Genomic DNA, 21356 nt, shown 5'->3' with positions numbered 1-21356 from the left:
CCTCGTTAGGGTTGCCGGCACCTGGCAATCCTGACGAGACCTTGCATGCTCAACTACCTGTGGTTCTTCCTCGCCGCGCTGTTTGAAATCGCCGGCTGCTATGCCTTCTGGATGTGGTTGCGCCAGGGCAAGAGTGCTCTCTGGGTGATTCCCGCCCTGATCAGCCTGACCCTGTTCGCTCTGTTGCTGACCAAGGTCGAAGCCACTTATGCCGGGCGCGCCTATGCCGCCTACGGAGGCATCTACATCGTGGCATCCATTGGCTGGCTGGCGGTGGTGGAGCGGGTGCGGCCCCTGGGATCGGACTGGCTGGGGCTGCTGCTATGCGTGATCGGGGCCAGTGTGATTCTGTTCGGCCCGCGCTTTTCCAATGGTTGAGCATCCCGGCCCAAAGGTTTGGGCCGGTCCAGGCCTCAGTCGAACAACTCCTTGGGCACGTCGTGCTTGAGCATCAATTGGCACTGCTCGCTGTCCGGATCGAAAACGATCACTGCCTGGCCCTTGCTCAAGGCCTGACGAACCCGCAGCACGCGGGTTTCCAGAGGCGTCTCATCGCCGTTGTCGGTGCCCTCGCGGGTGACGAAGTCTTCGATCAGACGGGTCAGGGTGTCGACTTCAAGTTGGTCGTGGGGAATCAGCATGGGGGCCTCCGAAAAACAATCCCGGATGCTACTGCGCCCGGGGTCGTGCCGCCAGTTGTAGCGCGCACAAACCCCTGATCGCGGTTCAGGACCTGTTGCCCACCAGGCTGTCCACCGAGGGCACCCGAGTGTCGCTCTCCATCTGTGTGTCGTGTTCCAGCTGATGACTGAAGCGGTCCAGGGAGCCCTGGGCCGGCTGTGCATCGCTGGCGAATACCGGCGGGCTGAGGATATAGGCACTGAGCAAGCGAGTGAGTGCCGCCAGGCTATCGATGTGGGTTCGTTCGTAGCCGTGGGTAGCATCGCAACCGAAGGCCAGCAGCGCGGTGCGGATGTCATGGCCGGCAGTGACTGCCGAATGGGCATCGCTGAAGTAGTAGCGGAACAGGTCGCGGCGCACCGGCAGTTCGTGCTCGGCGGCCAGACGCAGCAGGTGGCGGGACAGGTGATAGTCGTAAGGGCCGCCGGAGTCCTGCATCGCCACGCTCACTGCGTGCTCGCTGGAGTGCTGGCCTGGAGCGACCGGAGCAATGTCGATGCCGACGAACTCACTGACATCCCAAGGCAGGGCTGCCGCCGCACCACTGCCGGTTTCCTCAGTGATGGTGAACAGCGGGTGGCAGTCGATCATCAGCGCCTCGCCGCTGTCGACGATGGCCTTGAGCGCTGCCAGCAGGGCGGCGACACCGGCCTTGTCATCCAGGTGCCGGGCGCTGATGTGGCCGCTTTCGGTGAACTCCGGCAACGGGTCGAAGGCGACAAAGTCACCCACGCCTATGCCTAAGGATTCGCAATCGGCGCGGGTGGTGCAGTAGGCGTCCAGGCGCAGTTCGATGTGGTCCCAACTGATAGGCAACTCGTCCACCGCGGTGTTGAAGGCGTGCCCGGAAGCCATCAACGGCAGCACGCTACCACGCAGTACGCCGTTGTCGGTGAACAGGCTGACCCGGCTGCCCTCGGCAAAGCGGCTGGACCAGCAGCCCACGGGTGCCAGGATCAGGCGGCCATTATCTTTCACCGCACGGACGCTGGCGCCGATGGTGTCCAGGTGCGCCGAGACAGCCCGGTCGGGGCTGTTCTTCTGGCCCTTGAGGGTGGCGCGGATGGTGCCGCGCCGGGTCATTTCGAAGGGGATGCCCAGCTCTTCCAGGCGTTCGGCGACGTAGCGCACAATGGTGTCGGTAAAACCGGTGGGGCTGGGAATGGCGAGCATTTCCAGGAGGACTTTCTGCAGGTAGGCGAGGTCCGGTTCGGGAATCTGACGGGTCATGGAAACTCCTGATGAGAAAAGGCCATCGATGGTTTCGATGAGGGAGTAAGGGGCCTGAAGAGGGCTTTCGCTGGCCAGCCAGCTCCTACAAGAAGGTAGGAGCCGGCTGGCCGGCGAAGGATCAGGGCGCGGGTTGGCTGTGGGGAAACAGCAAGTCGATGAAACGTTCGGCCGTGGGTTGGGGTTCATGGTTGGCCAGCCCGGCGCGCTCGTTGGCTTCGATGAACACGTATTCCGGCTGGTCTGCTGCCGGCACCATCAGGTCCAGGCCGACCACCGGAATGTCCAGGGCGCGGGCCGCGCGGATGGCGGCGTCGGCCAGGGTTGGGTGGAGGATGCCGGTGACGTCTTCCAGGGTGCCGCCGGTGTGCAGGTTGGCAGTGCGCCGGACGAACAGCCGCTCGCCGGCCGGCAGCACGCTGTTGTAGTCGTAACCAGCGGCATGCAGGGTGCGCTGGGTTTCCTGGTCCAGGGGGATCTTGCTTTCCCCGCCAGTGGCCGCCTGGCGTCGGCGGCTGCGGGCCTCGATCAAGGCGCCAATGGAATGCCGACCGTCGCCGATGATCTCGGCGGGACGACGGATGGCTGCGGCCACCACTTCAAAGCCGATCACCAGGATGCGCAGGTCCAGGCCTTCGTGGAAGCTTTCCAGCAGCACTCGGCTGTCAAAGCGGCGGGCGTTGTCTATGGCTTGCTGCACCTCTTCGATGGTGCTCAGGTCCACGGCCACGCCTTGTCCCTGCTCGCCATCCAACGGTTTGACCACCACCCGCTGGTGCTCGTCGAGAAACTCCAGGTTGTCGTCGGCGTTGCCCGCCAATTGCTGGGCGGGCAGGTTCAGACCGGCACCCTTGAGCACCTTGTGAGTCAGGCTCTTGTCCTGGCACAGGCTCATGCTGATGGCACTGGTCAGGTCGCTCAGCGATTCCCGGCAACGCACCCGGCGGCCGCCGTGGCTGAGGGTGAACAGTCCGGCGTCGGCGTCGTCCACTTGCACGTCGATACCACGGCGATGGGCCTCCTCGACGATGATCCGGGCATAGGGGTTGAAGTCTGCCTGGGGGCCGGGGCCGAGAAACAGCGGCTGGTTGATGCCGTTCTTGCGCTTGATGGCGAAGGTCGACAGGGTGCGAAAACCCAGCTTGGCGTAGAGGTTCTTGGCCTGGCGATTGTCGTGCAGCACCGACAGGTCGAGGTAGCTCAGGCCGCGGCTCATGAAGTGTTCGATCAGGTGCCGCACCAGCACTTCACCCACCCCCGGGCGGCTGCAATCGGGGTCCACCGCCAGGCACCAGAGGCTGCTGCCGTGCTCCGGGTCCTGGTAGGCCTTGTGGTGGTTCAGGCCCATGACGCTACCGATCACCGCGCCGCTGTCTTCGTCCTCGGCCAGCCAGTACACCGGACCGCCCTGATGGCGCGGAGTCAGCAGCTTCGGATCGATGGGCAGCATGGCGCGTGCCTGATACAGCTGATTGATGGCCTGCCAGTCGGATTCGCTCTGGGCCCGGCGGATACGGAAGCCGCGAAACACCCGGGTGGCCTGGCGGTAGTCGCTGAACCACAGACGCAGGGTGTCGGAAGGGTCAAGGAACAGTTGCGCCGGTTCCAGCCCGAGCACCTGTTGCGGCGCCGCCACATACAAGGCGATGTCGCGCTCGCCGGGACGCTCGTTGAGCAACTCCTCGGCAAGGCGGGTGGGGTTGGGAAAGGTATGGCCGATCAGCAGTCGGCCCCAGCCGCAATGCACGGCGATGGGTTCATCGCCGGGTTCGCTGCCGTCTTCGGCAAAGCGTGCCTGCAGCCGTTCATAGGACGGCGCCTGACCGCGCAGCAGACGTTGGCTGTAAGCCGTGGCGTGAGCTTTCATCGGTCAGATTCCTTGTTCGCTGAGCCACAGGTTCAAGGCCGCCAACTGCCACAGCTTGGAGCCGCGCAGGGGTGTCAACTGGCCCTGGGGATCGGTCAGCAGGCGATCGAGCATGGCCGGGCTGAACAGGCCGCGATCCTGGCTCGGGTCCAGCAGCAGTTCACGCACCCAGTTCAGGGTGTCGCCCTGCAAGTGTTTCAGACCCGGCACCGGGAAGTAGCCTTTTTTGCGATCGATCACTTCGCTGGGGATCACCAGGCGTGCGGCCTCCTTGAGTACCTGCTTGCCGCCGTCCGGCAGCTTGAAGCGTGCCGGGACCCGGGCCGACAACTCCACCAGGCGGTAGTCGAGGAAGGGGGTGCGCGCCTCCAGGCCCCAGGCCATGGTCATGTTATCCACACGCTTGACCGGGTCATCTACCAGCATCACCGTACTGTCCAGGCGCAAGGCCTTATCCACAGGCGCATCGGCGCCGGGCTTGGCGAAATGCTCGCGGACGAAGTCGCCGGCGGCGTCATGCTCGATCAGCCACTGGGGTTGCACGGTGGCGGCATAGTCGTCGTAGCTGCGGTCGAAGAAGGCATCGCGATACGCCCTATAGGGATCGCTGGCGCCGTCCACTTGCGGGTACCAGTGATAGCCGGCGAACAGTTCGTCGGCACCCTGGCCGCTTTGCACCACCTTGCAGTGTTTGGCCACTTCCCGGGACAGCAGATAGAAAGCGATGCAGTCGTGGCTGACCATCGGCTCGCTCATGGCACGGAAAGCCGCGGGCAGTTGCTCGATGATTTCGTGCTCGTCGATGCGCAATTGGTGATGTCGGGTGCCGTAGTGTTTGGCAATCAGGTCCGAGTACTGGAACTCGTCGCCCCGTTCGCCGCCGGCATCCTGGAAACCGATGGAGAAGGTCGAGAGATCGTCCACCCCCACCTCCCGCAGCAGGCCTACCAGCAGGCTGGAATCGACACCGCCAGAGAGCAGCACACCGACGTCTACCGCCGCCCGTTGCCGAATGGCCACGGCATCACGGGTGCTGTCCAGTACCCGGTCGCGCCAGTCTTCCAGGGTCAGGTTGCACTCGTCGGCGTGGGGGCCGTAAGGCAGGGCCCACCAGGTCTGCTGTTCGGTACGGCCGTCTGCCTCGATACGCATCCAGGTGGCCGGCGGCAGCTTTTCAATGCCCGCCAGCAAGGTGCGCGGTGCCGGGACCACGGCGTGGAAGTTCAGGTAGTGATTGAGTGCCACCGGGTCGAGGATCGGTTTGATATCGCCGCCCTTGAGCAAGGCCGGCAGGGCCGAGGCGAAGCGCAGCCGCTGGCCGGTGCGCGACAGGTACAAAGGCTTGACCCCGAGGCGGTCGCGGGCGATGAACAGGCGCTGGGCATCACGCTCCCAGATAGCGAAGGCGAACATGCCGTTGAGCTTGGGCAGCAGGTCGGCACCCCAGGCGTGATAGCCCTTGAGCAGCACTTCGGTGTCGCCGCCGGAATGGAAGGCATAGCCCTGGGCTTCCAGCTCGGCGCGCAATTCGGGGAAGTTGTAGATGGCGCCGTTGAAGGCCAGGGACAGCCCCAGCTGGTTGTCGATCATGGGCTGCGCCGAGCCATCCGACAGGTCCATGATTTTCAAGCGTCGATGGCCGAGGGCGATCGGGCCCTGGCTGTGAAAGCCCCAGGCGTCGGGGCCACGGGGGGCCAGGTGGTGAGTGATTCGTTCAACCGCTGCCAGGTCGGCAGGTTGATGATCAAAGCGTAATTCGCCAGCTAATCCGCACATAAGTCCTTACCGGTTTTTCCGTTGGGGAGAGTCAATCCGCAGTCGCCAAAAGGGCGGCTACCTGGAAACTGACCTGTGCATAACTCGGGAGTTTTAGACCGATCGGTTATAAGTCGACGGGTGGTAATGGGGGCGGGAGGTGATTCTGAGTGCTATTCAATGGTCATCGACGGCCTTCAACAATGAAGGCCGTCGCAGAGGATCAGGCCTTGCCGCGAATCAGGCGACGCAGGGCGAAGCGGTTTGGATGGCAGGCTTCGGCCACGCTCCTGGGCAGTGGCAGCGGCTCGTTTTCCAGCCAGGCGGCCAGCAGTTCGCCGGACAACGGCGCGGTAATCAAGCCGCGAGAACCATGGCCACTGTTGATGTACAGGCCGTCGAGCCAGGGGCAGGGCAGGTCCGGCACCTGACGTGCGTCCTTGCCCAGGGCGGCGTAGGTTTCGGCGAACGCTTGCGGGTCCGCCAGAGGACCGACGATGGGCAGGTAGTCCGGGCTGGTACAACGGAAGGCCGCGCGGCCTTGCAGGCTGTCCAGGGGCAACTGTTCGGCGTTCAGGCGTTGCAGCAGGTCGCTGGAAATTTCTCGCAGCATCGCAAGGTTACCGGCATGTTCGGCAGTGGTCGGCGTCAGGTCCTGGCTCTTGAAGTCGAAGCTGGCCCCCAGGGTATGTTCCCCTTGTCGCGGTGGGGCCACATAGCCTTCAGCGCAGACCACCGTGGCCAGGCTCTGACTGTGCTCGGTTTGTGGCAGGCGGGTGATCTGCCCGCGGATGCGCTTGAGGGGCAATTCGGTGCTGGCCGGGAAGCGTTTGATTTCGGCGGCACCGGCGAGGATCACCACTGCCGCACTGGCCAGCATTCGTTCGCCGTCCCAGGCTTGCCATTGCTGGTCGACCCGCCGCAACTCCAGCACTTCCTGGTGAGTCATGACCTGGATCTGCGAATGCTTGGCCTGCCACTGGCACAGGGCGGGCGGATGCACCCAGCCACCTTCGGGATAGAACAGGCCGCCGTGGTCCAGGCCGATGCCGGCCAGGGCCTGGGCATGTGGCTGGTCGAGCGCATGCAGCAAGTCGCTGGGGAAGGCTGCGGCCAACTGCGCCTGGCGCTCGGCTTCCTTGGGGTTGAAGGCCAGTTGCAAGACCCCGCAGCCATCCCAGTCCAGGCCACGTTGCAAGTGTTCCAGCTGGCGCCGGGTGTAGCCGAAACCGCTGAGGATCATTTGCGACAGCGCGGTGCCGTGGGCGGAGAGCTTGAGATAGAGCACCCCTTGTGGATTGCCCGAGGCTTCCTGGGCCAGTTGGTCGTGGCGCTCCAGTAGTTGCACCTGCCAGCCACGGGCGGCGAGGCTGGCGGCGCTGGCGCAACCGGCCAGTCCGCCGCCGATCACCAGGGCGGTCCTGGTCTGGGGCTCCGGGCGCGCGAACCAGGGCTTGGCCCGGGCCGGCGGTGGGGTGTCTTCGGGCCAGCCGAGGAACTCGCCCCGCAGCACTTCCCACTTGTGGCCGATGCCCGGAGTGCGCTTCATCTTGAAGCCCGCCCCGTTCAACAGGCGTCGTACCCAGCCGGTGCTGGTGAAGGTACTGATGGTGGAGCCCGGTGCGGCCAAGCGCGCCAGTTCCGCGAACAGCTCCGGGGTCCACATGTCGGGGTTCTTTGCCGGGGCGAAGCCGTCGAGAAACCAGGCATCGATCTGGGCGTCCAGTTGCGGCAGCTGCTCCAGGGCATCGCCGATCAGCAAGGTCAGGATGACCCGGCCGCCCTCCAGGGCGATGCGCTGGAAGCCCTGGTGCACGGCGATGTAGTGCTTGAGCAGTTGCTGTGTCAGGTTCGCCAGTTCCGGCCACAGGGCCAGGGCCCGTTGCAGATCTGCAGGGTTCAAGGGGTACTTTTCGACGCTGACGAAATGCAGCCGGGCAGTGGCCGGTGCCTGCTCCTGGAACAACTGCCAGGCGCAGAGAAAATTCAGCCCGGTACCGAAGCCGGTTTCACCGATGACAAATCTCTCGCCGGGCTTCAACGCGGCAAAGCGCTCCCGCAGGCGGTTCTGTTCGATGAACACATGACGGGTTTCATCCAGGCCCGATTCGCTGGAGAAGTACACATCATCGAAGACCCGCGAGCGCGGGCGTCCTTGGTCGTCCCAGTCGAGCTGGGCGTGGGGCTGTTCAGGTGTCATGTTCGGCTCGTTTGGCGCAAGGCGGCCATTCTAGCCGATCACCGGCCCCGTGCCTGATCCACGGCAAGCCGTGGCGGGTTCAGGGATTTGTTTTCCTTGGCCGAGGTCCATCCGCTAGTCTTGGACAATTCTTGGAAGGAAGCCGCCCATGTTCGAATCCGCTGAAATCGGTCACGCCATCGACAAAGAAACCTACGACGCCGAGGTGCCGGCCCTGCGTGAGGCCTTGCTCGAAGCCCAGTTCGAGCTACGCCAGAAGGCCAAGTTTCCAGTGATAGTGCTGATCAACGGCGTCGAGGGCGCGGGCAAGGGCGAGACGGTCAAGTTGCTCAACGAATGGATGGACCCGCGTCTGATCGAGGTGCGCACCTTCGACCAGCAGACCGATGAAGAACTGGCCCGGCCTCCGGCCTGGCGCTACTGGCGGATGCTTCCGGCCAAGGGGCGCATGGGGGTGTTTTTCGGCAACTGGTACAGCCAGATGCTCCAGGGCCGGGTACATGGCGAGATCAAGGACCCGCGCCTGGACCAGGCAATCAATGGCGCCGAACGCCTGGAAAAGATGCTCTGCGATGAAGGCGCGCTGATCTTCAAGTTCTGGTTTCACCTGTCCAAGAAACAGATGAAGGACCGCCTCAAGTCCTTGCAGGATGACCCGCTGCACAGCTGGCGCATCAGCCCGCTGGATTGGCAGCAGTCGCAAACCTACGACAAGTTCGTCAAGTACGGCGAGCGGGTCTTGCGCCGCACCAGTCGAGACTATGCGCCCTGGCATGTGATCGAGGGCGTCGATCCTCACTACCGCAGCCTGACCGTGGGCCGGATCCTTCTGGAAGGGCTGCAGAATGCCTTGAGCCGTCAGCCGTTGATGCCGGTGCAGGTCAACGCCGCACCGTTACCGACCGCGGTGGATCAGCTCAGTCTGCTGGACAGCCTGGACATGACCCAGCACCTGGACAAGGACGACTACGAGGAACAGTTGATTACCGAACAGGCGCGTCTGGCCGGTTTGCTGCGGGACAAGCGCATGCGCAAGCACGCCCTGGTGGCGGTGTTCGAAGGCAATGACGCTGCCGGCAAGGGCGGCGCCATTCGCCGGGTCGCGGCGGCGTTGGACCCGCGCCAGTACAGCATCGTGCCGATTGCCGCGCCCACTGAAGACGAACGTGCGCAGCCCTACCTCTGGCGTTTCTGGCGGCATATTCCGGCGCGCGGCAAGTTCACCATCTTCGACCGTTCCTGGTACGGCCGGGTGCTGGTGGAGCGGGTCGAGGGCTTCTGTCAGCCCGCTGACTGGCTGCGGGCCTACAGCGAGATCAACGACTTCGAGGAGCAGTTGGCCGATGCCCGGGTGATCGTGGTGAAGTTCTGGCTGGCCATCGACAAGGACACACAACTGGAGCGTTTCCAGGCACGGGAGGCGATTCCCTTCAAGCGCTTCAAGATCACCGAGGACGATTGGCGCAACCGCGACAAGTGGGGTGACTATCGCGCTGCCGTCGGCGACATGGTGGACCGCACCAGCACCGAAGTGGCGCCCTGGACGCTGGTGGAGGCCAACGACAAACGCTGGGCCCGGGTCAAGGTTCTGCGCACCATCAACCGGGCACTTGAGGCCGCGTTCGAGCGTTCCGACAAGCACGACAAGAAACAGAAGAAGGACAAGAAGTAGACCGATGGTCGCGCATACGCCCAGTGAATGATTGTCGCGGTGGGAGAGGAGGGGGATCTATGCTCGATGCTCTTCCAGCCGACAACAACAATGAGGTGCGTCATGCGTGAAGTGGTGATCGTCGACAGCGTACGGACTGGCCTGGCCAAGTCCTTTCGGGGCAAGTTCAACCAGACCCGTCCGGATGACATGGCCGCTCACTGCGTCAATGCGCTGCTCGCCCGCAACGGCATTGACCCGGCCAGTGTCGAGGATTGCATCGTCGGTGCCGGCTCCAATGAAGGCGCCCAGGGTTTCAATATCGGTCGTAATGTCGCCGTGCTCTCTGCTCTGGGCACCGGTACTGCGGGCATGACCCTCAACCGTTTCTGCTCTTCAGGCCTGCAGGCGATTGCCATCGCTGCCAACCAGATTGCCTCCGGCTGCAGCGACATCATCGTTGCCGGTGGCGTCGAGTCCATCAGCCTGACCATGAAGAGCGTCAATACTGACAACCTGATCAACCCGCTGCTCAAGGAGCAGGTGCCGGGCATCTACTTCCCCATGGGCCAGACCGCCGAAGTGGTAGCTCGGCGCTACAACGTCAGCCGCGAGGCTCAGGACCTCTACTCCCTGCAAAGTCAGCAACGTACTGCCCAGGCCCAGGCTGATGGACTGTTCAGCGACGAGATCGTGCCGATGACGGTCAAGTACAAGGTCGAGGACAAGAACACCGGGCAGGTGCAGATGGTTGACGGCGTGGTGGATCGTGACGATTGCAACCGCCCCGACACCACTCTGGAGAACCTCGCGGCGCTCAAGCCGGTGTTTGCCGAGGATGGTTCGGTGACGGCGGGCAACTCTTCGCAGCTGTCCGATGGTGCCTCAATGACCCTGGTGATGAGCCTGGAACGAGCCCTGGCCCTGGGACTCAAGCCCAAGGCGTTCTTCCGCGGCTTTACCGTGGCCGGCTGCGAGCCGGACGAGATGGGGATTGGCCCAGTGTTCTCGGTGCCCAAGCTGCTCAAGGCCAAGGGCCTGACAGTGGATGACATCGACCTGTGGGAACTCAACGAGGCCTTCGCGTCCCAGTGCCTGTATGCCCGCGATCGGCTGGAGATCGATAACGCCAAGTACAACGTCAATGGCGGTTCGATTGCCATTGGCCACCCGTTTGGCATGACCGGTTCCCGTCAGGTGGGGCATCTGGTGCGTGAGTTGCAGCGGCGCAACCTGCGGTACGGCATCGTCACCATGTGTGTGGGGGGCGGGATGGGGGCGACGGGGCTGTTCGAAGCCGTGCGCTAGGTTTCGAGCTTCGCCGGCAGGCCGGCTCCTAAGGGGGACGGCCTGTGCTTTTTACGACCTGCACAATCTTGTTTGCGCTTTGCTGCCAACTGTCTCTGTGTCGGCCCCTGGCCCGGGCCTAGAATGTGGACCTTGCTCGTCAGGCTTTGTGGGGTTCGCATGCATGTCTCGTCCGGTCGTTGGGTTTATGGCTTGTTCCTCGCCTTATTGACCGCGTTGTTGTGGGGCATCCTGCCCATCAAGCTCAAGCAAGTGCTGCTGGTGATGGACCCGGTGACCGTGACCTGGTTTCGCCTGCTGGTGTCCGGCGGCTGTCTGTTTTTCTATCTGGCGGCGGTGGGGCGTTTGCCGCGCTGGCGCGCGCTCGGTCCCAAGGGTGTGTGGCTGGTGCCGATTTCGGTCTGCGGTCTGGTGGGCAACTATGTGTTGTACCTGATGGGCCTGAACCTGCTGAGCCCGGGCACTGCGCAACTGGTGGTGCAGATGGGTCCGATCCTGTTGCTGATCGCCAGTGTCTTTGTGTTCAAGGAACGCTTCAGCCTGGGGCAAGGCCTGGGACTGCTGGTGCTCTTGCTCGGTTTCGGGCTGTTTTTCAATCAGCGACTGACCGAGCTGTTGACCTCCCTGAGTGACTACACCGCTGGCGTTCTCACCATTCTCGCGGCTTCGGCGGTCTGGACCTTTTACGCCCTGGGCCAGAAGCAGTTGTTGAGCGTGTGGAGCTCATTGCAGGTGATGATGGTGATCTACCTGTTCTGCGCACTGTTGCTCACCCCGTGGGTGCATCCGCTGGAGGCCTTGGAGCTGAGTCCGTTGCAGGGCTGGCTGTTGCTGGCCTGTTGCCTGAATACCTTGATCGCCTATGGCGCCTTTGCCGAAGCCCTGGCCCATTGGGAGGCGTCGCGGGTCAGTGCGACTCTGGCCATTACGCCTTTGGTGACTTTTGCCGCGGTGGCCTGGGCGGCCTGGGTCTGGCCGGAGTATGTGCACGCCGAGGAGATCAATGGCCTGGGTTATGGCGGGGCGCTGCTGGTGGTACTGGGTTCGGCGCTGACGGCGTTGGGGCCGTCGTTGATGGCAGGGTTGCGCGCCCGGCGGCAGCGGATCGCTGCGGGGTGAGCTTCGCCGGCAAGCCAGCTCCTACAGAAGTGTGGCGGTAGGAGCTGGCTTGCCAGCGAAAAATACGCCGCGCTAACCCTGTTTCCCAGCCTCCAGCATGTTTTCCGGTCGCACCCAGGCGTCGAACTGCTCATCGGTCAGGTAGCCCAGCTCCAGTGCGGCTTCGCGCAGGGTCAGGTTCTCGGCATAGGCCTTCTTGGCGATTTCGGCGGACTTGTCATAGCCGATGTGGGTATTGAGCGCGGTCACCAGCATCAGGCCTCGTTCCAGGTGCTCGGCCATCTGCAGTGGATCGGGCTCTAGTCCGGCGATGCAGTGATGCTGGAAGTTGCTGCAGCCATCGGCCAGCAGACGGATCGATTGCAGCAGGTTGTGAATGATCACCGGTTTGAACACGTTCAGCTGCAGATGGCCCTGGCTGGCGGCAAAGCCGATTGCCACGTCATTGCCCATCACCTGACAGGCCAGCATCGACAGCGCTTCGCATTGGGTTGGATTGACCTTGCCGGGCATGATCGAGCTGCCCGGTTCGTTGGCCGGCAGTTTGACCTCCGCCAGTCCCGCTCGCGGTCCCGAGCCCAGCAGGCGCAGGTCGTTGGCGATTTTCATCAGGCACACGGCGAGGGTTTTCAGCGCGCCGGACAGATTGGTCAGCGGTTCGTGGCCGGCCAGGGCGGCGAACTTGTTGGGGGCGGTGACGAAGGGCAGGCCGGAAAGGGCGGCCAGTTCGGCGGCGATGGCCTCACCGAAGCCGTGGGGCGAGTTCAGTCCGGTGCCCACGGCGGTGCCGCCCTGGGCCAACTCGCACACCGCAGGCAAGGCGCCGCGGATGGCTCGTTCGGCGTATCCCAGTTGGGCGATAAAGGCGGAAATTTCCTGGCCAAAGGTGATCGGGGTGGCATCCATCATGTGGGTGCGGCCGGTTTTCACCAGCTTCATGTGTCGGGCCGACAGTTCGGCCAGGCCTCCGGACAGTTCGCTGATCGCCGGCAGCAACTGGAACTGCACGGCCTGGGCGGCAGCGATGTGCATGGCGGTGGGAAAGCAGTCGTTGGAGCTTTGCGAGCGATTGACGTGATCGTTGGGGTGCACCGGGGATTTGCCGCCCCGGGGGTTGCCCGCCAGCTCGTTGGCCCGGCCGGCCAGCACCTCGTTGACGTTCATGTTGCTCTGGGTACCGCTGCCGGTCTGCCACACCACCAGGGGGAACTGGTCATCATGCTCGCCGGCCAGCACCTCGTCGGCGGCCTGTTCGATCAGGCGGGCGATGTCGGCGGGCACGTCGCCGTTGCGATCGTTGACTCGGGCGGCGGCTTTCTTGATCAGGGCCAGGGCATGCAGCACGGATAGAGGCATGCGCTCGTTGCCGATGGCGAAATTGACCAGCGAACGTTGGGTCTGTGCGCCCCAATAGGCTTCTTCCGGGACTTCAACCTGACCCAGGCTGTCGGTTTCGATTCGATTCATCGTGGCATTCCTCCAAGTCTGACTGGCCAGTTTAGGCCCTGATCTGCGGCTCGGGTTCCGTGAATGGGGTTTTTCCGCCCGCCACCCGGGCAAAACCAGGGGGCGTCAGGGGGTGGGGTTGAGGGACGCGGATTAATAGGCGCAGAATGGTCGCCCTTGGGGTTTTACCTCGCCTGCTAGATAGGAAACTCGATGACCCGTTTTCGTGCCATCTGTACCGCGGTTGTTCTGGTGTGTGCCAGCGGCCAGGTTCTTGCCGATACCGCCAGCCACAACGCCAGTGCCGAGGCCTTCCTGACCCTGGCCCATGCGGACAAGCTCGGTACTCCGGTGTACATGCAAGTTCAGCAAATGTTCGCCCAGCGCTTTGAGCAGACCAAAGCCCCGGAATCCAAACGTGCCCTGCTGGAAACCTACCAGGCCAAAGCCAATGCCGCCCTGGATCAGGCCATTGGCTGGAACAAGCTGAAGCCGGACATGGTCAAGCTCTACACCAGCAACTTCAGCGAATCCGAGCTCAAGGACCTGGTGGCGTTCTACCAGTCGCCACTGGGCAAGAAAGTCCTGGAGAAAATGCCCCAGCTGACTCAGCAATCGGCGCAGATGACCCAGGCCAAGCTGGAAAGCGCGGTACCAGTGGTGAACAAGCTGCTGGCCGACATGACCGCCGAGCTCGAGCCTAAGGCAGCACCGGCGAAGAAGAAGTAAGCGGAGTCCGCAATGACCATGCAACAACGTATCGAGTCGGCGCTCGGGGCATTGCAGCCCGAGCACCTGCAAGTGCTGGATGAAAGCCACATGCACAGCCGTGGCCTGGAAACCCACTTCAAGGCGGTACTGGTCAGCGAGCAGTTCGCCGGCCTCAACAGCGTCAAGCGCCATCAGAAGGTCTACGCCACCCTGGGTGAGCTGATGGGCCAGTTCCATGCGTTGGCGCTGCACACTTACACGCCCGAGGAGTGGTCGAAGATCGGTGTGGCTCCGGCTTCGCCTACCTGCGCCGGAGGCAGTCAGCATTAATCGCGGTTTTTTTGATAGAATCCGCAACGCGCCGCTTATGCCGGCGCGTTTTTTTTTGCATCCGGTTCACCCTTTACGAGGGTAGCCACCTGGAGATTTCCCATGACACAACCCATTGTCGTGGCGGCACTGTACAAGTTCGTCACCCTCGAAGATTACGTCAGCCTGCGCGAGCCCCTGCTGCAGGCCATGCTGGACAACGGCATCAAGGGCACCCTGCTGATCGCTGAAGAAGGCATCAACGGCACGGTATCCGGCAGCCGCGAAGGCATCGACGGGCTGCTGGCCTGGCTGAAGAACGATCCGCGCATGATCGATATCGATCACAAAGAGTCGTACTGCGATGAGCAGCCGTTCTACCGCACCAAGGTCAAGTTGAAGAAAGAGATCGTTACTTTGGGTGTGCCCGGCGTCGATCCCAACAAGAAAGTCGGGACCTATGTCGAGCCACAGGACTGGAACGCCCTGATCAGCGACCCCGAAGTGCTGCTGATCGACACCCGTAACGATTACGAAGTGTCCATCGGCACCTTCGAAGGCGCCATCGACCCCAAGACCACCAGCTTTCGCGAGTTCCCCGATTACATCAAAGCCCACTTCGACCCGAGCAAGCACAAGAAGGTGGCGATGTTCTGCACCGGTGGCATCCGTTGCGAGAAGGCATCGAGCTATATGCTCAGCGAAGGGTTCGACGAGGTGTTCCACCTCAAGGGCGGGATCCTCAAGTACCTCGAAGAGGTGCCGCAGCAAGAGAGCAAATGGCAGGGCGACTGCTTCGTATTCGATAACCGGGTCACGGTGCGCCACGACCTGAGCGAAGGCGACTACGATCAATGTCATGCCTGCCGCACTCCGGTGAGCGTCGAGGATCGGGCTAGCGAACACTATGTGCCGGGGATCAGTTGTCCTCATTGCTGGGACAAGCTGAGCGAGAAGACTCGCCGCAGCGCCATCGATCGGCAGAAACAGATCGAATTGGCCAAGGCCCGCAACATGCCGCACCCGATTGGTTACAACTACAAGCAATCACCTTCCGAGGCTTGAGCCATGTCTGCCCGCCTGCTCTATGTGATGGACCCGATGTGTTCATGGTGCTGGGGCTTTGCGCCCGTGGCCCAGGCCCTGGCAGAGCAGGCCCAGGCTGCCGGAGTCGAGTTGCATCTGGTGGTGGGCGGCTTGCGCACCGGCAGCGGCGCGGCACTGGAGCCCAATACCCGGCGCTACATCCTTGAACACTGGCAGGCGGTCCATCAGGCCACCGGCCAGCCGTTTACCTTCGACGCAGCCTTGCCCGATGGCTTTGTCTATGACACCGAGCCGGCTTGTCGGGCCATCGTCACCGCCCGCAGCCTGGCTCCGGACTGTGCCTGGAAACTGCTGGGGCTGATCCAGCGGGCGTTTTATGTCGAAGGCCGCGATGTCACCCTGGCCAGCGTGCTGGTGGAGTTGGCGGAGCAGGCTGGGGTTCCGCGGATCGAGTTCGCCGAAGCCTTCGACCGCGCCGAGCAGCATGCTGCCACGGCGGCGGATTTCACTTGGGTCCAGGACCTGGGGATTGCCGGATTTCCCACCTTGCTGGCGGAGCGCAACGGCCAGTTGGCCTTGCTGACCAACGGCTATCAGCCGCTGAGCGAGTTGTCGCCGTTGCTGGGACGCTGGCTGGAGCGCGCCGCCTGTGCCTGATCCGGTCGATTCAAGCGCCCCCGCTAAAACCGTAGATCGTCTGAGCTGGGGGGAAATCCGTCGTCTGGCCCTGCAACACAGAAAGTCGCTGTGGATCGCCAATGGTGTGGCCGTGCTGGCGACCCTGTGCAGTGTGCCGATTCCGCTGTTGCTGCCGTTGCTGGTGGACGAGGTGCTGCTGGGCCATGGCGATGGCGCATTACAAGTGATGAACCGCCTGCTGCCCGATGGCTGGCAAAGTGCGGCGGGCTATATCGGGCTGATGCTTTTGGTCACCCTGATCCTGCGTTGCTCCGCTCTGGTGTTCAACGTGGTCCAGGCGCGGTTGTTTGCCGGTTTGGCCAAGGACATCGTCTATCGGATCCGCGTGCGTCTGATTGAACGGCTCAAGCGCATTTCCCTGGGTGAGTACGAAAGCCTTGGGGGAGGCACGGTCACCACGCATCTGGTCACCGACCTGGACACGGTGGACAAGTTTGTCGGTGAAACCCTGAGCCGATTCCTGGTGGCCATGCTGACCCTGGTGGGCACGGCCGGCATTCTGATGTGGATGCACTGGAAGCTGGCCCTGCTGATCCTGCTGTTCAACCCGTTGGTGATTTTTGCCACGGTGCAACTGGGCAAGCGAGTCAAACACCTGAAGAAGCTGGAAAACGACAGCACTTCGCGCTTCACCCAGGCCCTGACCGAGACCTTGGAGGCGATTCAGGAGATCCGCGCCGGCAACCGCCAGGGCTACTTTCTTGGACGCTTGGGCCAGCGTGCCGAGGAGGTGCGGGACTACGCCGTAGCCTCACAGTGGAAAAGCGACGCCTCGGGCCGGGCCAGCGGTTTGCTGTTCCAGTTCGGCATCGACATTTTTCGTGCGGCGGCAATGCTCACAGTGCTGTTCTCCGACCTGTCCATCGGCCAGATGCTGGCGGTGTTCAGCTACCTGTGGTTCATGATCGGCCCGGTAGAACAGTTGCTGAATCTGCAATACGCCTATTACGCCGCGGGCGGGGCCCTGACCCGGATCAACGAGTTGCTGGCGCGGGCCGATGAGCCGCAGTACAGCGGTGGCGTGGATCCGTTCCAGGGGCGCGAAACCGTCGGCATCGAAGTCCGCGGCCTGAGCTTCGGTTATGGCGATGAGCGGGTGCTGGACAACCTGAACCTGTCTATTGCCCCAGGCGAGAAAGTGGCCATTGTCGGTGCCAGCGGCGGGGGCAAGAGTACTTTGGTGCAGCTGTTGCTGGGGTTGTATACGCCGCAGACCGGAGTGATCCGCTTTGGCGGTGCCACTCAGCAGGAAATCGGCCTGGAGACGGTACGGGATAACGTCGCGGTGGTGCTGCAGCATCCTGCGCTGTTCAACGACACGATTCGCGCCAACCTGACCATGGGCCGCGAGCGCAGTGACAGCGCTTGCTGGCAGGCCCTGGAAATTGCCCAGATGGAACCCACCGTCAGGGCTCTGCCCCTGGGCCTGGACAGTGTGGTCGGGCGTTCCGGTGTGCGCCTTTCCGGTGGACAGCGCCAGCGCCTGGCTATTGCGCGGATGGTGCTGGCCGAACCCAAGGTGGTGATTCTCGACGAAGCCACGTCCGCCCTGGACGCCGCCACCGAGTACAACCTGCATCAGGCCTTGACGCGTTTTCTGCGGGGGCGGACTACGCTGATCATTGCTCATCGCCTTTCGGCGGTTAAACAGGCTGACCGGGTTTTGGTGTTCGATGGCGGGCAGATTGCCGAAGATGGCGACCATCAGCAGCTGATTGCCGATGGTGGTCTTTATGCCAAGCTATACGGGCATTTGCAGCAGGTTCGATAGTCTTGAGTTTTGTCCGGGTTTCTGTGTTTAGTGCTTGAATTTCCTGGTGGAATAACCGTTTCAGCGTGAAAGAGCGGCCGTTTCCCCGTGAAGGTTCGGTCCGGACGCTGCTCAGCCTGCGTCGGATCCATGGAAATTAGCCTAATCTGTGCTGTCTGAGACGGGACTACTGGGTGTTCATTTGGCAGTGCGCAAGCAAGGACCCTCATGAAGCAAAAGCGGACTTTCGCAACGCCGCGGTTGTTGGGCATCGTCTGGCCCTTTATCGCCGTGGTGTTATTTCAAGCGCTGTTGGGCGGCCTCAGCCTGTATGTCCTGTCGGCAGTGCGTGGCTATGTTGCCGGTGAGAGCCTGTGGTCCAAAGGCCAGAAAGACGCCATCTACTACCTCAATCTGTATGCCGACAGCCGCGACGAAGGCACCTTCCTCAAGTACCAGAACGCCATAGCCGTACCCCAGGGCGGGCATGAGCTGCGGGTGGCCCTGGATCGCCAGCCGCCGGACCTGGAGGCTGCGCGCCTGGGGATTCTCAAGGGGGGCAATCACCCGGATGACGTCCCCAGCCTGATCTGGCTGTACCTCAACTTCCGTCATTTTAGTTACCTGGAAAAAGCCATCGATCTGTGGACTGTGGGGGACGGCTACCTGCTGCAGCTCGATACCGTGGCCCGAGAGATGCACCAGGGGATTAGCAGCAACAGCGCCGGTGAAGGCGATGTGCAGCGCTGGAAGAGCCAGATCTTTGCCATCAACGATGGCGTCACTCCCGCAGCAAAGGCTTTCAGCGATGCTTTGGGGGAGGGGTCGCGGGTCATCCTGCGTCTGTTGCTGGTGACCAACCTGGCCACGGCGCTGATCCTGATTGCCCTGGCGTTGCTGCGCACCCACAAGTTGCTGGCCCAACGGCATGCCTTTGCCGACGCGTTGCAACTGGAGAAGGAGCGCGCGCAGATCACCTTGCAGTCCATTGGTGACGGGGTGATCACCACGGATGTCGAGGGCGCCATTGCCTATATGAACCCAGCGGCGGAAGAACTGACTCGCTGGAAGGCCGAGCAGGCGGTGGGGCTGCCCCTGGCGGCCTTGTTCAATCTCTTGGACGAAAACGCCCAGGCCGACGGCTTCACTCTGATCGAACACATCCTCAGTGGTCAGCTCAGTGGTGGCAGCGAGCATTCCAAGCTGATCCAGCGGCTGGATGGCAGTACGGTTTCGGTGACTCTGGTGGGGGCGCCGATCCGCAATGCCGGGAAGGTCAGTGGCACGGTACTGGTGTTGCACGACATGACCCAGGAGCGGCAGTACATCGCCAATCTATCCTGGCAGGCGACCCACGATGCCTTGACCGGTCTGGCCAATCGCCGGGAGTTCGAATTCCGCCTGGAGCAGGCGTTGCACAGCCTGATCCGCCAGCCCGCCCGGCATGCGCTGATGTTTCTGGATCTGGACCAGTTCAAGCTGGTCAACGACACCTGTGGCCATGCTGCTGGGGATGAGTTGCTGCGGCACATCTGTGCGTTGCTGCAGTCGGGGCTGCGCGAAGGTGACACCCTGGCCCGATTGGGAGGGGACGAGTTCGGGATTCTCCTGGAGAACTGCTCGCCGGAGGCCGCGGAGAAGATTGCCGAAGGGCTGCGCCAGACTGTGCAGAACCTGCATTTCGTCTGGAAGGGCCGGCCATTCGTGACCACCGTGAGCATTGGGCTGGTGCATATCGCCCAGACTCCCACCACGCTTGAGGCATCGTTGCGGGCAGCGGATATGGCTTGTTACATGGCCAAGGAGAAAGGTCGCAACCGGGTGCAGGTCTACCATGCCGACGATTCGGAATTGTCCCTGCGATTCGGCGAGATGGCCTGGGTTCAGCGGCTGCATATGGCCCTTGAGGAAAACCGCTTCTGTCTCTATTCCCAGGAAATCACCGCTCTAGGTCGTACCGAGCACGATGGTGGCCACGTGGAGATTCTTCTGCGTCTGCACGACGAGGCCGGTCGGATGATCCTGCCGGACAGCTTCATTCCTGCGGCGGAGCGTTACGGCCTGATGACCTCCCTGGATCGCTGGGTGGTGCAGAACGTCTTCAAGATCATCGCTCAGTGCATTGCCGAGGGCCGGGAAGGGCCGATGGCCATGTGTGCGATCAATCTCTCGGGCATCACCATTGGCGACGACGAGTTTCTCGACTTCCTGCGAGAGCAGTTCGTTGTCTATGGCGTGCCGCCGAAGATGATCTGTTTTGAAATTACTGAAACCAGCGCAATTGCCAATTTGGGCAGCGCGATCCGTTTTATAAATGAACTCAAGGGTTTGGGCTGCCATTTTTCCCTGGATGACTTTTGTGCGGGAATGTCGTCGTTCGCTTATCTCAAACATTTGCCTGTAGACTTCCTCAAGATCGATGGAAGTTTCGTAAAGGATATGCTGGACGACCCGATTAACCGCGCCATGGTCGAGGTGATCAACCACATCGGGCATGTCATGGGTAAGCGCACGATTGCCGAGTTTGTTGAAACACCGCAGATCGAGCAGGCCCTGCTTGAGATCGGCGTGGATTATGCTCAAGGCTACATTATTGAACGCCCGCAATTGTTTACCTGTGACAGCCTGCAGTGTCGACCCGTGCGGCCACAGCCTTTGTTGTTCAAGGCGCCCGGCACGTTCCGTTGAAACCTCTTTTGGATCCGCACATCACAATCAAAAGGAGCCCGACAGTGATCGACACATTCAACCGAACCGGTCCGCTCATGGAAGCTGCCAGCTACCCCGCCTGGACCCAGCAATTGATCCAGGACTGCAGCGAGAGCAAGCGCCGTGTGGTGGAGCATGAGCTGTATCAGCGCATGCGCGACAACAAACTCAGTGCCAAAGTCATGCGGCAGTACCTGATCGGCGGCTGGCCTGTGGTTGAACAGTTCGCCCTGTATATGGCGCAGAACCTGACCAAGACTCGCTTTGCCCGTCATCCCGGCGAAGACATGGCGCGGCGCTGGCTGATGCGCAACATTCGTGTCGAGCTCAATCATGCCGATTACTGGGTGCATTGGAGTCGAGCCCATGGTGTGACCCTGGAGGACTTGCAAGCTCAGCAAGTGCCGCCGGAACTGCACGCCCTGAGTCACTGGTGCTGGCACACCAGTTCGGCGGATTCGCTGATCGTGGCTATCGCCGCTACCAATTACGCCATCGAAGGGGCGACGGGCGAATGGTCGGCCCTGGTCTGTTCCAACGGCATCTATGCCGCCGCGTTCCCGGAAGAAGACCGCAAGCGCGCTATGAAGTGGCTGAAGATGCATGCCCAGTACGATGATGCCCATCCCTGGGAAGCCCTGGAAATTATCGTCACCCTGGCGGGTTTGAATCCGAGCAAGGCCCTGCAGGTTGAGCTGCGCCAGGCCATCTGCAAGAGCTATGACTATATGTACCTGTTCCTGGAGCGCTGCATGCAGCAGGAAAAGACCACGGTGACCCGCGAGCGTCTCGCACTGGCTGAGGGGTAAGTCGGGGCTTGGCGGGCAGGTCGATTGTCACGGGCGATAGCGGCCCGTGGTGGTGGAGTTGCCCG

At 62.3% G+C, this 21356-nt stretch carries 17 protein-coding genes; 11 read left to right on the top strand and 6 right to left on the bottom strand.

Features of this window, described 5'->3' with window-relative positions; all coding sequences use genetic code 11:
• Positions 1-45 precede the first annotated feature (45 nt).
• Entirely contained in the window at positions 46-378 is a 333-nt protein-coding gene (locus tag P7C00_RS23370) for a YnfA family protein (protein WP_102860827.1), read from the top strand.
• 35 nt (positions 379-413) lie between these two features.
• Here the strand turns inward: P7C00_RS23370 and P7C00_RS23365 are convergent, their stop codons facing one another.
• From P7C00_RS23365 to mnmC, 5 genes are all read right to left on the bottom strand, one after another.
• Positions 414-641, bottom strand: coding sequence for a YheU family protein (locus P7C00_RS23365; RefSeq protein ID WP_025127101.1), 228 nt, complete (start codon positions 639-641; stop codon positions 414-416).
• Between the two features lie 85 nt (positions 642-726).
• Positions 727-1911 carry an osmoprotectant NAGGN system M42 family peptidase gene (locus P7C00_RS23360; RefSeq protein WP_402893685.1) on the bottom strand — a complete coding sequence of 395 codons (1185 nt, stop codon included), beginning with the start codon at positions 1909-1911 and terminating at the stop codon, positions 727-729.
• Between the two features lie 121 nt (positions 1912-2032).
• Positions 2033-3778, bottom strand: coding sequence for an N-acetylglutaminylglutamine synthetase (gene ngg / locus P7C00_RS23355; RefSeq protein WP_402893682.1), 1746 nt, complete (start codon positions 3776-3778; stop codon positions 2033-2035).
• A gap of 3 nt (positions 3779-3781) precedes the next feature.
• Complete coding sequence (locus P7C00_RS23350; RefSeq protein ID WP_404937465.1) at positions 3782-5554, bottom strand: N-acetylglutaminylglutamine amidotransferase; 1773 nt, start codon at positions 5552-5554, stop codon at positions 3782-3784.
• A 202-nt stretch (positions 5555-5756) separates the two neighbouring features.
• On the bottom strand, positions 5757-7733 hold the full coding sequence (mnmC, locus tag P7C00_RS23345) for a bifunctional tRNA (5-methylaminomethyl-2-thiouridine)(34)-methyltransferase MnmD/FAD-dependent 5-carboxymethylaminomethyl-2-thiouridine(34) oxidoreductase MnmC (RefSeq protein ID WP_404937464.1): 1977 nt from the start codon (positions 7731-7733) through the stop codon (positions 5757-5759).
• 148 nt (positions 7734-7881) lie between these two features.
• Here mnmC and pap point away from each other — a divergent pair, with 148 nt between their 5' ends.
• The 3 genes from pap to P7C00_RS23330 all read left to right on the top strand — a co-directional run bounded on the left by pap (position 7882) and on the right by P7C00_RS23330 (position 11811).
• Positions 7882-9405, top strand: coding sequence for a polyphosphate:AMP phosphotransferase (gene pap, locus P7C00_RS23340; RefSeq protein ID WP_402893675.1), 1524 nt, complete (start codon positions 7882-7884; stop codon positions 9403-9405).
• A 102-nt stretch (positions 9406-9507) separates the two neighbouring features.
• On the top strand, positions 9508-10692 hold the full coding sequence (locus tag P7C00_RS23335; protein ID WP_102860833.1) for a thiolase family protein: 1185 nt from the start codon (positions 9508-9510) through the stop codon (positions 10690-10692).
• A gap of 159 nt (positions 10693-10851) precedes the next feature.
• Positions 10852-11811 (top strand): DMT family transporter, encoded by a 960-nt coding sequence (locus P7C00_RS23330; protein ID WP_404937463.1) that lies wholly within the window; start codon positions 10852-10854, stop codon positions 11809-11811.
• A gap of 72 nt (positions 11812-11883) precedes the next feature.
• Here the strand turns inward: P7C00_RS23330 and P7C00_RS23325 are convergent, their stop codons facing one another.
• Positions 11884-13278: a class II fumarate hydratase gene (locus tag P7C00_RS23325; RefSeq protein WP_346632210.1), complete on the bottom strand. Its 1395-nt coding sequence runs from the start codon at positions 13276-13278 to the stop codon at positions 11884-11886.
• A gap of 192 nt (positions 13279-13470) precedes the next feature.
• Here P7C00_RS23325 and P7C00_RS23320 point away from each other — a divergent pair, with 192 nt between their 5' ends.
• The 7 genes from P7C00_RS23320 to P7C00_RS23290 all read left to right on the top strand — a co-directional run bounded on the left by P7C00_RS23320 (position 13471) and on the right by P7C00_RS23290 (position 21291).
• Positions 13471-13986, top strand: a complete 516-nt coding sequence (locus P7C00_RS23320) for a DUF2059 domain-containing protein (RefSeq protein WP_042940787.1) — start codon at positions 13471-13473, stop codon at positions 13984-13986.
• Positions 13987-13998: 12 nt separating this feature from the next.
• Positions 13999-14298, top strand: a complete 300-nt coding sequence (locus P7C00_RS23315) for a BolA family protein (protein ID WP_346632209.1) — start codon at positions 13999-14001, stop codon at positions 14296-14298.
• 102 nt (positions 14299-14400) lie between these two features.
• On the top strand, positions 14401-15342 hold the full coding sequence (locus P7C00_RS23310) for a rhodanese-related sulfurtransferase (protein WP_346632208.1): 942 nt from the start codon (positions 14401-14403) through the stop codon (positions 15340-15342).
• A 36-nt stretch (positions 15343-15378) separates the two neighbouring features.
• Positions 15379-15981 carry a DsbA family protein gene (locus P7C00_RS23305; protein ID WP_346632561.1) on the top strand — a complete coding sequence of 201 codons (603 nt, stop codon included), beginning with the start codon at positions 15379-15381 and terminating at the stop codon, positions 15979-15981.
• On the top strand, positions 15974-17794 hold the full coding sequence (locus tag P7C00_RS23300) for an ABC transporter ATP-binding protein (protein WP_404937462.1): 1821 nt from the start codon (positions 15974-15976) through the stop codon (positions 17792-17794). Before P7C00_RS23305 ends, P7C00_RS23300 begins: the two co-directional genes overlap by 8 nt.
• Positions 17795-18001: 207 nt before the next feature.
• Complete coding sequence (locus tag P7C00_RS23295; RefSeq protein WP_404937461.1) at positions 18002-20461, top strand: EAL domain-containing protein; 2460 nt, start codon at positions 18002-18004, stop codon at positions 20459-20461.
• Positions 20462-20538: 77 nt separating this feature from the next.
• Positions 20539-21291, top strand: coding sequence for a TenA family transcriptional regulator (locus tag P7C00_RS23290; protein ID WP_371261283.1), 753 nt, complete (start codon positions 20539-20541; stop codon positions 21289-21291).
• Positions 21292-21356 lie beyond the last annotated feature (65 nt).

The sequence above is a fragment of the Pseudomonas sp. JDS08PS003 genome (assembly GCF_045013505.1).
GTDB classification, from domain to species: domain Bacteria; phylum Pseudomonadota; class Gammaproteobacteria; order Pseudomonadales; family Pseudomonadaceae; genus Aquipseudomonas; species Aquipseudomonas protegens_B.
Note: the sequence above shows the minus strand (reverse complement) of the source record. Positions and strands in the feature narration are given on the sequence as shown.

Excerpts from the sequence above, each read along its gene's own strand:
- P7C00_RS23370 (WP_102860827.1), top strand. The coding sequence starts at position 46 with ATGCTCAACTACCTGTGGTTCTTCCTCGCCGCGCTGTTTGAAATCGCC.
- P7C00_RS23365 (WP_025127101.1), bottom strand. The coding sequence starts at position 641 with ATGCTGATTCCCCACGACCAACTTGAAGTCGACACCCTGACCCGTCTG.
- P7C00_RS23360 (WP_402893685.1), bottom strand. The coding sequence starts at position 1,911 with ATGACCCGTCAGATTCCCGAACCGGACCTCGCCTACCTGCAGAAAGTC.
- ngg (WP_402893682.1), bottom strand. The coding sequence starts at position 3,778 with ATGAAAGCTCACGCCACGGCTTACAGCCAACGTCTGCTGCGCGGTCAG.
- P7C00_RS23350 (WP_404937465.1), bottom strand. The coding sequence starts at position 5,554 with ATGTGCGGATTAGCTGGCGAATTACGCTTTGATCATCAACCTGCCGAC.
- mnmC (WP_404937464.1), bottom strand. The coding sequence starts at position 7,733 with ATGACACCTGAACAGCCCCACGCCCAGCTCGACTGGGACGACCAAGGA.
- pap (WP_402893675.1), top strand. The coding sequence starts at position 7,882 with ATGTTCGAATCCGCTGAAATCGGTCACGCCATCGACAAAGAAACCTAC.
- P7C00_RS23335 (WP_102860833.1), top strand. The coding sequence starts at position 9,508 with ATGCGTGAAGTGGTGATCGTCGACAGCGTACGGACTGGCCTGGCCAAG.
- P7C00_RS23330 (WP_404937463.1), top strand. The coding sequence starts at position 10,852 with ATGCATGTCTCGTCCGGTCGTTGGGTTTATGGCTTGTTCCTCGCCTTA.
- P7C00_RS23325 (WP_346632210.1), bottom strand. The coding sequence starts at position 13,278 with ATGAATCGAATCGAAACCGACAGCCTGGGTCAGGTTGAAGTCCCGGAA.
- P7C00_RS23320 (WP_042940787.1), top strand. The coding sequence starts at position 13,471 with ATGACCCGTTTTCGTGCCATCTGTACCGCGGTTGTTCTGGTGTGTGCC.
- P7C00_RS23315 (WP_346632209.1), top strand. The coding sequence starts at position 13,999 with ATGACCATGCAACAACGTATCGAGTCGGCGCTCGGGGCATTGCAGCCC.
- P7C00_RS23310 (WP_346632208.1), top strand. The coding sequence starts at position 14,401 with ATGACACAACCCATTGTCGTGGCGGCACTGTACAAGTTCGTCACCCTC.
- P7C00_RS23305 (WP_346632561.1), top strand. The coding sequence starts at position 15,379 with ATGTGTTCATGGTGCTGGGGCTTTGCGCCCGTGGCCCAGGCCCTGGCA.
- P7C00_RS23295 (WP_404937461.1), top strand. The coding sequence starts at position 18,002 with ATGAAGCAAAAGCGGACTTTCGCAACGCCGCGGTTGTTGGGCATCGTC.
- P7C00_RS23290 (WP_371261283.1), top strand. The coding sequence starts at position 20,539 with ATGGAAGCTGCCAGCTACCCCGCCTGGACCCAGCAATTGATCCAGGAC.